Source organism: Halobacillus litoralis (genome assembly GCF_020524085.2).
Classification (GTDB): domain Bacteria; phylum Bacillota; class Bacilli; order Bacillales; family Halobacillaceae; genus Halobacillus; species Halobacillus litoralis_E.
This window is the reverse complement of sequence record NZ_CP129016.1, coordinates 1,350,827-1,366,192: the sequence shown is the minus strand read 5'-3', so window position 1 is coordinate 1,366,192 and position 15,366 is coordinate 1,350,827. Positions and strand designations below refer to the sequence as shown.

At 46.1% G+C, this 15,366-nt stretch carries 12 protein-coding genes and 1 pseudogene; 1 reads left to right on the top strand and 12 read right to left on the bottom strand.

Annotated elements, in window-relative coordinates; translation table 11 throughout:
- Positions 1–12: 12 nt before the first annotated feature.
- The 6 genes and pseudogenes from LC065_RS06950 to rpoE form a co-directional block, all read right to left on the bottom strand.
- Positions 13–1,300: pseudogene (locus LC065_RS06950) on the bottom strand (UDP-N-acetylglucosamine 1-carboxyvinyltransferase).
- Positions 1,301–1,367: 67 nt separating this feature from the next.
- Positions 1,368–2,009, bottom strand: a complete 642-nt coding sequence (fsa, locus tag LC065_RS06945; protein WP_226592747.1) for a fructose-6-phosphate aldolase — start codon at positions 2,007–2,009, stop codon at positions 1,368–1,370.
- 121 nt (positions 2,010–2,130) lie between these two features.
- Entirely contained in the window at positions 2,131–2,994 is an 864-nt protein-coding gene (fba, locus tag LC065_RS06940) for a class II fructose-1,6-bisphosphate aldolase (RefSeq protein ID WP_075037173.1), read from the bottom strand.
- Positions 2,995–3,152: 158 nt separating this feature from the next.
- A complete protein-coding gene (locus LC065_RS06935; RefSeq protein WP_306163845.1) occupies positions 3,153–3,524 on the bottom strand; it encodes a response regulator in 372 nt (123 codons plus the stop codon).
- Positions 3,525–4,160: 636 nt separating this feature from the next.
- Positions 4,161–5,765: a CTP synthase gene (locus tag LC065_RS06930; RefSeq protein WP_226592751.1), complete on the bottom strand. Its 1,605-nt coding sequence runs from the start codon at positions 5,763–5,765 to the stop codon at positions 4,161–4,163.
- A 313-nt stretch (positions 5,766–6,078) separates the two neighbouring features.
- A complete protein-coding gene (gene rpoE / locus LC065_RS06925) occupies positions 6,079–6,624 on the bottom strand; it encodes a DNA-directed RNA polymerase subunit delta (protein ID WP_226592754.1) in 546 nt (181 codons plus the stop codon).
- A gap of 251 nt (positions 6,625–6,875) precedes the next feature.
- On the opposite strand from rpoE, the gene LC065_RS06920 reads away from it, so the two are divergent.
- The gene (locus LC065_RS06920) at positions 6,876–7,190 is read left to right on the top strand and encodes a hypothetical protein (protein WP_226592756.1); all 315 of its coding nucleotides are present in this window, start codon (positions 6,876–6,878) and stop codon (positions 7,188–7,190) included.
- A gap of 154 nt (positions 7,191–7,344) precedes the next feature.
- On the opposite strand, the gene icmF is transcribed toward LC065_RS06920, so the two are convergent.
- The 6 genes from icmF to LC065_RS06890 are packed head-to-tail and all read right to left on the bottom strand — an operon-like array spanning position 7,345 to position 15,356.
- Entirely contained in the window at positions 7,345–10,590 is a 3,246-nt protein-coding gene (gene icmF, locus LC065_RS06915; RefSeq protein WP_226592758.1) for a fused isobutyryl-CoA mutase/GTPase IcmF, read from the bottom strand.
- 15 nt (positions 10,591–10,605) lie between these two features.
- Positions 10,606–11,232: a TetR/AcrR family transcriptional regulator gene (locus LC065_RS06910; RefSeq protein ID WP_226592760.1), complete on the bottom strand. Its 627-nt coding sequence runs from the start codon at positions 11,230–11,232 to the stop codon at positions 10,606–10,608.
- A gap of 2 nt (positions 11,233–11,234) precedes the next feature.
- Entirely contained in the window at positions 11,235–12,173 is a 939-nt protein-coding gene (meaB, locus tag LC065_RS06905) for a methylmalonyl Co-A mutase-associated GTPase MeaB (protein WP_226592761.1), read from the bottom strand.
- A 12-nt stretch (positions 12,174–12,185) separates the two neighbouring features.
- Positions 12,186–13,325, bottom strand: a complete 1,140-nt coding sequence (locus LC065_RS06900) for an acyl-CoA dehydrogenase (protein WP_226592763.1) — start codon at positions 13,323–13,325, stop codon at positions 12,186–12,188.
- Between the two features lie 12 nt (positions 13,326–13,337).
- A complete protein-coding gene (locus LC065_RS06895) occupies positions 13,338–14,483 on the bottom strand; it encodes an acyl-CoA dehydrogenase (RefSeq protein WP_226592766.1) in 1,146 nt (381 codons plus the stop codon).
- A gap of 21 nt (positions 14,484–14,504) precedes the next feature.
- A complete protein-coding gene (locus LC065_RS06890; RefSeq protein ID WP_226592767.1) occupies positions 14,505–15,356 on the bottom strand; it encodes a 3-hydroxybutyryl-CoA dehydrogenase in 852 nt (283 codons plus the stop codon).
- Positions 15,357–15,366 lie beyond the last annotated feature (10 nt).

The following is a 15,366-nucleotide window of genomic DNA, read 5'->3' as shown; positions in this document are numbered from 1 at the left end:
GAAATCATGAACCTATGAATTTTGGAATTGCTCGATTTCTTCGTCTGACATTTCCTCATACCAGACTTTTGCACCTAAGTCGATCAGCTTGTTCGTAATGTTTTCATACCCTCGTTCAATGTGATCGACACCTGTAATCTCGGTGACACCTTCAGCCATCAATCCAGCTATGACCAGAGCTGCACCTGCACGGAGGTCTGTCGCTTTCACTTTCGCCCCCTGCAACTTAGAAGGACCTGTCACAATAGCAGAACCACCTTCTACTTTGATGGAAGCATTCATACGCCTCAATTCATCGACATGCTTGAAACGGGCCTGATAGATGGTATCTGTAACGACACCTGTGCCTTGGGTCTGTGTGAGCAAGGAAGTAAACGGCTGCTGTAAATCTGTTGGAAAACCTGGATAAACGAGTGTTTTTATGTCAACGCTCCGCAAGTCTTTCCCTGGTTTGATGTACAGCTGCTCATCATTCTCTTCGATGGTGACTCCCATCTCTCTCAACTTCGCCAAAAGCGACTCTAAGTGTTGCGGAATGACGTTATCAATGATCATCTCCTCACCTTGTGCAGCAGCCATAATCGTGTACGTGCCTGCTTCAATCCGGTCCGGGATAATCGTATGAAGACATCCTTTTAGTGTATCTACACCTTCAATACGGATGACGTCTGTTCCTGCACCTTTGATCTTTGCCCCCATACTTGTCAACAGGGTGGCCACATCAATGATTTCAGGTTCCTTCGCTGCATTTTCGATGACCGTCTTCCCTTTTGCACGGACGGCAGCCAGCATGATATTGATCGTAGCTCCTACACTGACGACGTCTAAATAAATACGGGCACCTTTAAGTTCTCTGGCACGAAGGTAAATCGCTCCTTGTTCATTTGTCACTTTAGCACCAAGGAGCTTCAAACCCTTTAATGTGCTGGTCAATCGGTCTTGGCCCTAAATGACAGCCACCAGGCAGGCCGATAACAGCCTTATTAAAACGGCCAAGCATCGCTCCCATAAAATAATAGGAAGCTCTCAGTTTTTTAACTTTCCCATTCGGCAAGGGCATGTCGACCATTTCAGAGGGATCGATATGTACGGTTCTTCCATCTTTACGCACCGAGCCACCGATCTCTTCCAACAAGTCCGACAAGATCCCGACATCAGAAATGTCCGGAAGACCTTCAATGGTCACAGGGGTTTCTGCCAAAATTGCTGCTGGCAGCAAGGCTACAGCACTGTTTTTTGCACCGCTCACCCGGACCTGGCCACGTAATGGTCTTCCGCCTTCCACTAATAGTTTATGCATGTGAAACTCCTCGCTTTAAGGTGAAGATTATGATTTTAGTATGTGCAATATTTTCCAAAGCACACGACTATTTTTGATTATTCCAGTCATTCAAGAATTTTTCAATCCCCTGATCCGTCAATGGATGTTTAACAATCTGGCTCAGAACTTTGAAAGGAATCGTAGCAATGTGTGCCCCGTGTATAGCAGCTTCTGTTACGTGAACAGGGTGGCGGACAGATGCTGCAATGATTTCTGTATCAATGGCATGACGGTCAAAGATTTCTGAAATCTGTGCCACGAGTTCCATCCCGTTATGCCCAATATCATCAAGCCTCCCAAGGAATGGTGATACGTAGGAAGCACCGGCACGAGCTGCCATCAACGCCTGGTTGGCTGAGAAAATCAAGGTTACATTTGTTTTGATGTTCAAATCACTGAAAGCCTTCACCGCTTTCAGCCCCTCCAGCGTCATCGGCACTTTCACTGTAATGTTCGGTGCAATGGCAGCAAGCTCCTTACCTTCTTGAATCATCCCTTCCGAATCTTCAGAGATCACCTCTGCACTGACAGAACCATCCACTTCATCTGTGATTTCTTTCAGACGGTCGTGAAAAGAAACTCCTTCTTTCGCGACAAGGCTCGGATTTGTCGTTACACCCGCTAAGAGCCCCAATGCATTTGCTTCCCGAATATCTTCTATGTTTGCCGTATCAATGAAAAATTTCATATCCCCACTCCTCTTCGCTTCATTTTTTTGCTCCAAGTTGATGAAAAAGGTCGAATGATGGCGTTTTCATACATTATGAAAAGGAAACCGCTACAATGTAGCGGCTTCCTCCAAACTATTTTTACGCTTTTTGAGAAGATCCGAATTCACGCATCTTGCCAATAACTGTTTCCTTGATCGCATCACGACCAGGTCCAAGATATTTACGTGGATCGTACTGTTCAGGCTGTTCAGCAAGAACCTGACGAACCGCTTTACCTTGTGCCATTTGGTTCTCAGTGTTTACGTTAATCTTAGCTGTACCGAAAGAAATAGCTTTCTTGATATCAGCTGTCGGGATGCCTGTACCACCGTGAAGAACAAGTGGCTTGTCAACAAGTCCCATGATTTCTTCCATGCGGTCAAAGCCAAGGTTCGGCTCACCTTTGTAAGGTCCGTGTACAGAACCAAGTGCTGGTGCAAATACGTCAACGTTTGTTTCGTCAACCAGTTGCTTACACTCAGAAGGGATGGCGTATGCAGCTTCAGCATCGTCAACGATGATGTCATCTTCTTGTCCACCTACACGGCCAAGCTCTGCTTCAACAGATACACCGTGGATGTGTGCAAGCTCAACAACCTTACGAGTAACTGCAATGTTCTCTTCAAGTGGATCGTGGGAAGCATCAATCATTACAGAAGTGAATCCAGCGTGGATCGCTTCTGCACATTTTTCAAAGCTTGAACCATGGTCCAAGTGAATCGCAACAGGTACTGTTGTACCATAAGACTTCATAAGTGCTTTAACCATGTCGACAACAACGTTGAAGCCGCCCATGTAACGTCCTGCACCTTCAGATACACCCAGGATTACTGGAGACTGCTCTTCTTCAGCAGCCTGAAGAATCGCTTGAGCATATTCTAAGTTATTAAGGTTGAACTGACCTACGCCGTAGCGTTCTTCCTTAGCTTTTTCTAGCATTTCTTTCATTGATACTAGTGGCATGAAAGAATCCTCCTTTAGTTAGCGTACTGCATTGTATTTACAAGTCTGTTTCCATACGAAAACACACCATGTAAGTTTGGTTACAGTAATAGAATACCAATACCCTTTCTATGGTGCAACAGCAGGAGGATTATATAGCGCTTACATCAAGAAAAAAGTCATGAACGGCTGTGAACAAGGGTTCCATTAACCATTTCTTTCAATTTATGGATGTCGAATGGCTTAGTTATGATATCTGTTACAAAAGGAAAATCCGCTTCCTTCTCAATTGACTCCTTGGAAGCCCCTGTAATGATGATGACGGGTGAACCAAAGTGCATTTCTTCTAAGTAGAGCAACACATCTTTGCCGTGCATGACAGGAAGATTATAATCCATAATAATAAGATCCATGTCCTGTTCTTCCACAAGGTCACATGCTTCACGGCCAGTTTTAGCGCTAACGGTTTCGTATCCCTCTGTTTTGAGGATTTCCTCTAACAGGAGTCGTATTCCTAGCTGGTCGTCCACGATAAGGATTCGATTTGCCATGCTTTCTACCTTCCCTTCTATCCTCTTTTTAGTATAAATTCCTCTTACTATCTCTCTATCCATGTATTTTCTATATAGGAATGACGTATTCCTGCGCACGTACGTTCTGTTTGTCAAAATTTCTGTAAAAATTTCTCTTTCCACTATGGGGAAGACTCCGTTTCGAGACTTTTGTTGAGTGGATAGGGCTGCGGGGAATATAAGTATCTCGAAACCACTTACGGAATAATCTACTGTTATGCACATAGATATTGGAGGAGAATCAACTCCCAAGGACGCTATTCTGCATGCGAAAATCCAGATAATAAGAGCTTTATACTTATAACACGCTAGCGGAAAGCACCCTCCCACATTGAAGAGGTTCGTTTTTCCCCTAAATCGAATGGGGTGGTTGGGAAGCTGCGAGACTCCCGTGGGAGAAAGGAGATAGGCGAGATCCCGCAGGGCGTTAGCCCGAGGAAGCTCGCCACTCCCCCACAGGAAAGCGAGTAGCTTCCCAGCCACCCTTGGCGCTCCCCCGAGGCAACGAACCCCGGAAACATCTAGGAACTGGATTTCCCACAACTCTTCCATATACTTAAAGAACTCTAAAAAGAGCCAATATCCCTTTCAGGGACATTGGCTCTCTTTTATTGATTATTGATTGGTTTTCATTGCTGCACCGACAAAGCCGTGGAATAGTTCCTGCGGGCGGGTCGGGCGTGATTTGAATTCTGGGTGGAACTGGCTGGCTACGAACCATGGGTGATCTTCCACCTCGACGATTTCAACAAGGCGGCCGTCCGGGCTTGTACCGGAGAATTTGAATCCAGCCGCTTCCATTTGTTCACGATAATGGTTGTTAAATTCGAAGCGGTGACGGTGACGCTCGTATACAACTTCTTCGCCGTAAGCTTCTATCGCTTTGGTGCCTGGTTGCAGGCGGGATGGATAGATACCAAGACGAAGGGTGCCTCCAAGGTCAGACACTTCTTTTTGTTCTGGAAGAAGGTCGATGATCGGGTGCTCCGTGGAAGGATCGATTTCTGCTGAGTGCGCTCCTTTTAGACCAAGGACGTTACGGGCAAATTCGACGGTTGCCAGCTGCATACCAAGGCAGATTCCAAGGAAAGGCACATGGTTTTCACGTGCATAACGAATCGCATCGATTTTACCTTCGATTCCTCGGTCACCAAAACCTCCAGGAACAAGAATCCCGTCTACACCCTGCAGTTCATCTGCAACATTCTGGGCATTCAGGTTTTCAGAGTTCACCCATTTTACATCTACATCGGAATCGTAGCTGTAGCCGGCGTGCTTCAATGCTTCTACTACGGAAATGTAAGCATCCGGAAGCTCTACATACTTACCGACAAGTGCAATGGTTGTTTTGTGCTGAAGGTTTTTCACTTGGTCAATCAATTTGTTCCACTCTGTCATATCAGCCGGTGGCAAATCTAAACCGAAGTGCTGACAAGTCAGCTCATCCAACTTTTGTTCCTGCAAAGTGATCGGTACATTGTATAGGGTGTCGGCATCACGTGCTTCAATAACCGCATCTTTATTAATGTCACAGAACAGAGCAATTTTCTCTTTCATATCTTCAGAAATCGCCATTTCTGTACGAAGCACGATGACATCAGGCTGGATACCTAGTGAGCGAAGTTCCTTAACACTGTGCTGTGTCGGCTTTGTCTTCATTTCACCTGCTGCATTCAAATAAGGAACAAGCGTACAGTGCAGGTACATCACATGCTCACGACCGATGTCACTCTTGATTTGACGAATTGCTTCAAGGAATGGAAGGGATTCGATGTCCCCGACTGTACCACCGATTTCCGTGATGACGACATCTGCGTTTGTTTCGTGACCAGCACGGAAGACACGTTCTTTGATTTCATTCGTAATATGAGGGATCACTTGGACCGTTCCTCCCAAATAATCTCCACGACGCTCTTTTTTGATGACGTTGGAATAAACTTTTCCTGTCGTCACGTTGCTGAATTTATTCAGGTTGATATCAATGAAACGCTCATAGTGACCAAGGTCAAGGTCTGTCTCTGCCCCATCATCGGTTACGAAAACTTCACCATGTTGATAAGGACTCATTGTCCCCGGGTCTACGTTAATGTAAGGATCGAATTTTTGGATCGTTACTTTCATGCCTCGATTTTTTAACAAACGACCTAAAGATGCTGCCGTAATTCCTTTTCCTAAAGATGATACGACACCGCCAGTTACGAAAATGTATTTTGTTGCCACGTTGAATCCCTCTTTCTCTATTTGTCTTATTTAGTTATTCACTAATCCTTGCGATTTGATAAGGGGCAATTACATAAATGCACAAGCGTCCAAGAAGACCTCCATGGCGAAACTTCATGCCCGTAAGAGAGCTTGGACGCTCTGAATGATACAAAAGCACAGGCGCCTTAGCCATAACCAAGGCGCCTCTCGTGATCGTATATAAAAAACAAAAAACGCTCCCCTCTCTCGGGGAGCGTTTGGAAATTTCGTTTAAGGAAATTAAAGAGCCCAAATAAGATTCTACTGATTTGACTTTTAAAAGTCAACCACCTTATTTATCTTCTTCTTCGTCGTCATCTCCAATGAAGCTGATGTCATCTTCTACGATTTCTTCCTCTTCTTCATCCAGGTCATCATCTTCATAATCACCTTCGAAGTCATCGTCATCATCAAGATCTAAATCTTCATCTGTCAGCTCAAGATCATCTTCAAGCTCGTCCTCTTCTGCATCATCGAATTCGGATACACCCAACTCATCTTCAAGCAGTTTGGAAGGCTTCTTCTTCTTCTTCTTTTTCTTTTTACGTTTTTGTGGAAGATTGGCAATCTCCTCTTCCATTTGCTCTACCGGGTACCACTTCTTCAAGCCCCAACGGTTTGTTCCGATTGTCATGAATTGACCGTCGATATTCATGTCCGTATAGAACTGGGCGATGTATTGTTCTCTCTGTGCATCAGTAAAACCTTTCATGTCTGCGATGCGCTTGAAGATTTCATTAAAGTCAATCGCTTCTCGTTCTTCTTCTAGGATTTTAGTAGCCAGTACAATCATGGAAATTTCTTCAATTTGCTCTCGGCTCATTTCTTTTAAGCTCACGGTCCAGCACTCCTTTATATAAACAAAATAGAATAAGTGACCTCATGGGCATACGAATCACATTTAATCATACCATCCATTATATGAGTTGGCCTTACAAAAATCAAATAGAGTCTTCCTTACCTTTTCTAGACAAACCTACATGAATTTAAACTTTCGATATAAAATAGAGGTTAGACATATAGGTTGGTGTTCCAGCTGTTTTATTTTAAAATAAAGATAGAATTGATCGAAAGAAGGAGAGACGAACTGTGCAAAATCATCCTTTTAACTGGGTGGCCTCCATGATCGCCGCCTTAGTCATAGGCATATGGTTATTTACAAACTTCGGTATGATCCATGAGGAACATAAAGAAGAAGCAGAAATCACATCGAAAACTCATAATGATGAAGGTTATTTTGTAGAAGTGGATGACAAGAAAATCCACGTCAAAGATACGAGTACATGGATGCTGTTAAAAGAAGGCGAAACGTATAACCTTACTTATGAATGGTATGGAATGAAAAAACCTTATGTAACCGAAGTGAACCAGGCCCATGACGATGACCAGGTCGGCGGTCACTAATAGAATGGCCCTCGCTAAGTTAGCGAGGGCTGTTTTTTTATTAGCAGGTGTAGACAATATATTAGCGACTTTCTACTATATATTAGCAGGTTTCATCATTATTTTAGCGACTTCCCTCCATATATTAGCGATTCGCCCAATATATTAGCAACCGCTACATATTCCTTCTGTACTGACCGCCAACTTCATAAAGCGCGTTCGTAATTTGACCGAGGCTCGCGACTTTGACGGTTTCCATTAATTCTTCAAAAATGTTTCCTCCACCTGAGGCCGCTTGTTTCAAACGATTCAATGCTTCCCCGGCTTCACTCTCATGGGACGTTTGGAAGTTGCGTAATTCTGTAATCTGGTGCTCTTTTTCTTCTTTAGACGCACGTGCAAGTTCCATGGAGTCGATTTCCTCTTCGGAAGGTGGATTCGGGTTCAAGTACGTGTTCACACCAATGATCGGAAGTTCACCAGAGTGCTTTTTCCCTTCATAATAAAGGGACTCTTCCTGGATTTTTCCTCGTTGATACTGGCGTTCCATCGCACCGAGAACTCCGCCGCGGTCATTGATACGTTCAAACTCTTGCAGCACGGCTTCTTCAACAAGGTCGGTCAGTTCTCTAATGATATAGGATCCTTGCAGGGAGTTTTCGTTTTTCGTCAGGCCGAACTCTTTGCTGATGATCATTTGAATGGCCATCGCTCTTCGAACCGATTCCTCTGTCGGTGTTGTGATCGCTTCATCATAGGAATTCGTATGCAGGGAATTACAGTTATCCTGGATGGCAATCAGCGCCTGCAATGTTGTACGGATATCGTTGAAGTCAATCTCTTGTGCGTGCAGGGAGCGGCCGGACGTTTGAATGTGATACTTCAACTTCTGGCTTCGTTCATTCGCTCCGTATTTATCACGCATGACGACCGCCCAAATCCTGCGGGCCACTCGTCCGAGGACGGTATATTCCGGATCCAGACCGTTGGAGAAGAAGAACGACAAGTTTGGTGCGAACTTGTTGATGTCCATTCCTCTGCTCAAGTAGTACTCCACATAGGTGAATCCATTGGCCAGTGTGAAGGCAAGCTGTGTAATCGGGTTCGCTCCTGCTTCTGCGATATGATACCCGGAAATGGACACGGAATAATAATTGCGCACTTCGTTTTCGATGAAATACTGCTGAATATCTCCCATCATACGTAGCGCGAATTCCGTAGAGAAGATGCATGTGTTCTGTCCTTGATCTTCTTTTAGAATATCTGCCTGGACCGTGCCTCGGACTACATTGATCGTCTGGGATTTAATGGACGCCGCTTCGTCGGCATTCGGCTCACGACCGTTTTCTTCCTTAAACTTTTCAAGCTGCTGGTCGATTGCGGTATTAAAGAACATGGCAAGAATGATGGGCGCTGGACCATTGATCGTCATTGAAACGGATGTAGACGGGTCGACGAGGTCAAAGCCGTCGTACAGTTTTTTCATATCTTCCAATGTACAAATGTTAACGCCGCTTTCTCCGACTTTCCCGTAAATATCCGGGCGTTCATCCGGGTCTTCTCCATATAAAGTAACAGAGTCGAAAGCTGTACTTAGGCGTTTCGCTTCGTCACCTTCTGATAAATAGTGGAAGCGGCGGTTGGTCCGTTCAGGCGTTCCTTCTCCTGCAAACTGACGCTTTGGATCTTCCCCTTTCCGCTTGAACGGAAATACTCCTGCGGTAAAAGGAAAAGCACCCGGAACATTTTCACGTAGAAGCCATGACAGACGGTCGCCCCAGTCGGTGTATTTCGGAAGCGCAACTTTCGGAACCTTCGTCCCGCTCAGACTCTCCGTCGTAATATCCATCGTGATTTCCTTGTCGCGCACTTTAAATGTGTACGTATCTCCGCTATATCGTTCATGAAGCGCATCCCAGTCCTCCAGCTTCTCTTTTGCATCAGGAGAAAGATGACGTTCATAATCTTCGATCAAGCGCTGAAGGCTTTCTTTTGTTGCTTCATCCTCTACGAGCTCAACCGTACCTTTCAGCTGATAGAGTTTACGCGCTTTCTCTGCCTGGTCTTCTGTTTCATTATGGTAATTGCGGACCGCCAGTGCAATATCACGCAAATACTGCTTACGCTCATTCGGAATGATGACGTTCTGCTTTTCTACCTTTTCCAGGCCGGAAAAAGAGGTTTCATCCTCCCATGAAAATCTTTCGTTCAGCTGATCGACAATTGCCGCAAACAGCGTATTGGTTCCCGGGTCATTGAACTGACTTGCAATCGTCCCATAAACCGGGAACTTGCTGTCATCTTCATGGAAAAGCATATGGCTGCGCTGGTACTGCTTTTTCACTTGATTAAAAGCGTCTTCTGATCCTTTTTGTTCAAATTTATTGATGACAATAAAATCAGCAAAGTCGATCATATCGATCTTCTCAAGCTGTGATGGTGCACCGAATTCCGCTGTCATGACATACATCGATAAATCGGTCACATCGGTGATCGCCGCATCTCCCTGTCCGATCCCACTCGTTTCAACGATGATAAAATCGACACCAGACGCCTTAACGACTTGGATCGCTTCTTCAACGGCTGTTGAAAGTTCGGAACGGGCTTCTCTGGTTGCCAAAGAACGCATGTATACACGCGGGTTGAAAATGGCGTTCATACGGATCCGGTCGCCAAGTAAGGCCCCTCCTGTTTTCTTTTTCGTAGGATCAACAGATAGGATGGCGATTTTTTTATCAGGAATTTCATTGACGAAGCGGCGGATCAACTCATCTGTAAGTGAGCTCTTTCCCGCTCCCCCTGTACCTGTAATTCCAAGAACGGGAATCGTTTTTTCCTGTATTTTTTCAACAGCACTCTCAAATGCGGCAACGGCTTCCCTTTCTTTCTTCGGCGTATTCTCAACATAAGTAATGAAACGAGCAATGGATTGATGGTCTCCGGATGAGAGGCCTTCGACTCCTTTTTCCACATCAAGAGGTGGTAGAAAATCACACTCTTCGATCATTAAGTTGATCATGCCCTGAAGCCCTAATGTACGGCCATCTTCCGGTGAAAATACGCGGGCTACCCCGTACTCATGAAGCTCTTTAATTTCACGAGGGATGATGACTCCTCCCCCTCCACCGTAAACACGGATGTGGCCGGCGCCCTTCTGTTCCAGCAGATCGACCATGTACTTAAAGTATTCTACATGTCCTCCCTGGTACGATGAAATCGCGATCCCTTGAGCATCTTCCTGGATTGCCGCATTGACCACTTCCTCTACGGAGCGGTTATGGCCGAGGTGAATCACCTCTGCCCCTGTCGCCTGTAGAATTCGTCTCATAATATTAATCGATGCATCATGGCCGTCAAAGAGACTCGAGGCCGTCACGAAACGGACAGGGTTTTTCGGCTTATAGACTGTCGGTTGTTCCATATCCGATCATCCTTTCTATTGAAGTGTTTCTTCTTTATCGAGACCTTTCAACAACAACTGAATTTGCGTATCTGTGTAGCTTTCGATCGTGAACGTTCGCTGAAGAATCCAGCGGCGGAATCCCCACATCTGCCCCTGAACAAAAATATTGTTGGCGATCAGCTTGATTTCTTCCTCCGGGTGCTCTCCAGGAAGACTGTTAACGATGACTTGTTCGAGCATCGCCACCATATCGCGCTCCTTTTGCAACACGTAATCCTGAGCATCGCGCGGCAGGGACTTGACTTCCTGATACATGACGAGGACTTCATCCTGCATATCATCCATCAATTGAAAGTAGGAGCGAATCGCATGGGTCAAACTTTGTACACTCGTCTGATGAGGATCGATTGCTTCTTCCATCCGCTCTTTGACTCGCTGGTAAATGGAGTCACAGACGAGAAACAGAACATCCTCTTTCTTTCGAATGTATTCATAAAGGGTTCCGATACTGAACCCGGAAGCCTTGGCGATTTCACGGGTCGTCGTCTTATGGAACCCTTTTTCTATGAATAAAGTGACCGCGCCCTTGATCATCTGATTCCTACGCTTGGATACAAGCGCTTCATCTTTAATGGTTGAAGGTACTTGTTTTTCAGCCAAATTCACTCCCCCTTCCTTACCCATTCACGAAACCAGGATCTGGCTAGTTCATAAGGATCCGCATCCGGGTTTTGAAAAGCTTCAAGCTTCTGTGTATCTTTTTCAATCTCACCTTTGACTTCCCGCCAAATTTCTTCCCGGATCAAATCGTACACTTCCAGCTGGAGCTGCTGTTTTCGACGCTCCGCCCCTTTGTTCGTGTCATACAAAAACTCACGGTGGCTTTTCATACTTTCGTAGAGTTCCGCCATCCCTTTCGCTTCGGTGGAGATCGTTTGAACTATCGGCGGTTCCCATCCTTCCGGCTGCACGATCATCATGTATTCTTCTAGTGTGGATTTTAGTTTTCTTACTCCCGGTAAGTCTGCTTTGTTGATGATGAACAGATCAGCAATTTCCATAATCCCTGCTTTGAAAATTTGCAGGACGTCTCCACTATTCGGTGTCAGTACAAGTCCTGTCGTATCCACAACTTTCATAATATCGAGTTCGGACTGGCCGACACCGACCGTTTCGACGAGAACAACATCAAATCCGTAAGCATCACATACACGGATACTGTCTTTTGTCGCCCGTGCTAAACCACCGAGGCTTCCTCTTGTCGCCATGCTTCTGATAAAGATCCCGGGGTCGAGAAAATGCTGGTTCATCCTCGTACGATCGCCAAGCAGTGCTCCACCACTGAATGGACTGGTAGGATCGACCGCTATGACAGCGACTGTAAGGTCCTGCTGTCTTAAATAAGTGAGCAATTGATTGATGAGCGAGCTTTTCCCCGCTCCCGGTGAACCTGTAATGCCAATGTAATGCGCCTGTTTTTGTATAGAAAAAACATCGCTCATCAGCGTGAGCTTTTCTTCATCGTCATTTTCGATCAACGTAATCGCTCGGGCCAACGCCCTCATATCCTGCTTTTGGATTCGTTCAGCCAGTGGATGCATCACGCAGACCTTCTATTGGGTGACCATACGGCCGACAACGAGTCTTTGGATTTCTTGTGTGCCTTCATAGATTTGAGTGATTTTCGCATCACGCATGTAACGCTCGACAGGATAATCTTTCGTGTAACCATAACCCCCGTGGACCTGGACCGCTTCTGTCGTCACTTTCATCGCCGTGTCTCCTGCAAACAATTTAGCCATAGCAGAAGCCTTGGAATATGGCAGTCCCTCCGACTCTAAATAAGCGGCCTGGTAAGTAAGCAGACGAGAAGCTTCAATTTCTGTCGCCATATCAGCGAGCTTGAAAGAAATTCCCTGCAGATGAGCGATCGGCTTGCCGAACTGTTCACGCTCTTTGGCATAGTTGACGGATTCATCGAGTGCCCCCTGCGCAATTCCAACAGCCTGGGCGGCAATTCCGTTACGACCACCATCAAGGGTCATCATCGCAACTTTGAATCCTTTGCCTTTTTCGCCGAGCAGGTTTTCTTTAGGTATCTTGCAATCTTCAAAGATCAGTTCTGTCGTTGGAGACGAACGAATGCCGAGCTTTTTCTCTTTCTTGCCGGTCGTGAATCCTGGTGTATCTTTTTCCACAATAAACGCGCTGATGCCACGATTCCCCTCATTCGGGTCTGTTTTCGCAAAGACGACATAGATGTCCGCGACGCCGCCATTCGTGATCCATACCTTGCTTCCATTCAGCACATAATGGTCTCCATCAAGTTTCGCCTGCGTACGCATGGAAGACACGTCACTACCTGCTCCTGGTTCAGACAAAGCGTAAGCTCCCAGCGCTTCACCTGAAGCGAGCTGAGTCAAATATTTTTGCTTCTGTTCTTCTGTACCGAATTTATAGATCGGCCAGCTTGCTAAAGAAATATGCGCTGAAAGGGTGACCCCTGTCGAAGCACAGACGCGGGAAAGTTCTTCAACTGCGATCACATAGCTGACGAAATCAGATCCGATGCCGCCATATTCCTCCGGCCATGGAATCCCCGTTAAACCAAGCTCTGCCATTTTATTGAAGATTTCACGATCGAAGCGTTCCTCCTCGTCCCTTGCAGCAGCTGTTGGTTCCACTTCATTCTTTGCAAAATCGCGAACCATTTTTCTAAGCATTTCTTGTTCTTCTGTTAAAGTAAAATTCATTCTGTCATCCTCCTAGTCTCTGATCAGATGATTGCCTATGACGATTTTTTGGATTTCGCTTGTACCTTCATATATTTCACAAACTTTGGCGTCCCTGAAGAAGCGTTCGACCGCATAATCTTCCGTGTACCCGTATCCCCCATGGACCTGCACAGCTTCAATCGACGCTTTCACCGCTGTTTTGGAAGCCATCAGTTTGGCCATTGACACTTCTTTTCCACACTTTTTACCGGCCGCCTGCAGAGAAGCAGCGTTATAGACGAGAAGCTTCGACGCTTCTACTTCTGTCGCCATATCGGCGAGTTTGAACGATACGCCCTGCAAATGTGCGATTGGACGCCCGAACTGCTCCCGTTCTTTGGCATAAGAGACGGCATGCTCAAGTGCCGCTTCCGCAATTCCAAGGGACTGGGCGGCAATGCCGATTCGTCCGATGTTCAAATTGGCAAGCGCAATTTTATACCCTTCCCCTTCATCTCCGAGTCGTTGGGAAACAGGAACCTCGCATTGGTCAAAGTTCAACGAAACGGTACTGGAACCGTGCAGCCCCATCTTTTTCTCTGCCTTTCCGATGGAAAAGCCAGGGGTGTCCCGCTCTACAATAAACGCACTCAATCCTCTCTTTGTTTCCACATCCGGATTCGTACGGGCGAAAACGATGAATGTATCTGCATTTCCTCCGTTGGTGATGAACACTTTAGAACCGTTGAGAATGTAATGATCCCCTTGCTTTACTGCTCGTGTTTTCAGATTGCTCGCATCAGAACCCGCACTCGGCTCTGTCAGGGCGAATGCTCCTAAATATTCACCTGACGCCAGTTTCGGAATGTATTTGTTCTTCTGTTCTTCTGTACCGAAATACAGAATTGGATTTGTTCCAACCGAGGTGTGGACAGATAGAATGACTCCGAGCGTCGCACTCACCTTTGAAATTTCGTGAATCGCGATGATATAGGAGATATAATCCATCTCTGCACCGCCGTATTTCTCTGGAATCGGCACACCCATCAATCCGAGTTCCCCCATTTTCGGAAGCAGCTCGGAAGGGAACCGATCCTCCTGTTCCATCCGCTCCACGGCTGGTGCCACCTCTTTTTCCGCAAAATCGCGGACCATTTTTCTCATCATTTCCTGTTCATCCGTGAACTGCAAATTCATTCTCGCTCTCCCCTTCACACGTTATTCGTAGGTGTAAAAACCGCGTCCAGACTTCTTCCCGAGCCAGCCTGCTTTCACGTATTTACGCAGTAGCGGACATGGACGGTATTTGCTGTCTCCAAATCCTTCATGAAGGACTTCCATAATATATAGACACGTATCAAGACCGATAAAGTCAGCAAGCGTAAGTGGTCCCATTGGGTGATTCATCCCGAGCTTCATGACGGCATCCACATCTTCAGGAGATGCTACCCCTTCGTGAACCGTATAAATCGCTTCGTTGATCATCGGCATCAAAATGCGATTGGAGACGAACCCTGGAAAGTCCTCGACTTCAACAGGGGTTTTTTCCAGTTTCTTCGTCATATCTTCAATCGCCTGATACGTTTCATCACTTGTCTGGATGGCACGAATGATTTCCACCAGCTTCATCACCGGTACAGGGTTCATGAAGTGCATGCCGATCACTTGCTCTGGACGTTTAGTCGCAGCAGCAATTTCCGTAATTGGTAAAGATGATGTATTCGTTGCCAGAATGGCATGTGCAGGAGTAATCTCATCCAGCTGTTGGAAGACGCTTACCTTCACATCCATGTTCTCAACGACGGCCTCCACGACAAGGTCACAGTCGGAGGCGTCCTTCAAGTCAGTCGTTGTCTGCAAGCGGCCATAAGCCGACTTTTGATCTTCTTCGCTCATTCTTCCTTTTTCAACCGCCCGCTTCAGGCGCTTCTCAATACCCGCCAGTCCTTGATCCAGTGCACCCTGGCTCATGTCGTTCATTTTTACGTTTAATCCGGCCTGAGCAAAAACCTGGGCAATCCCCGCACCCATCTGGCCTGCTCCTATGACCATGACTTGATTGATTGTCATCCCGTATTCC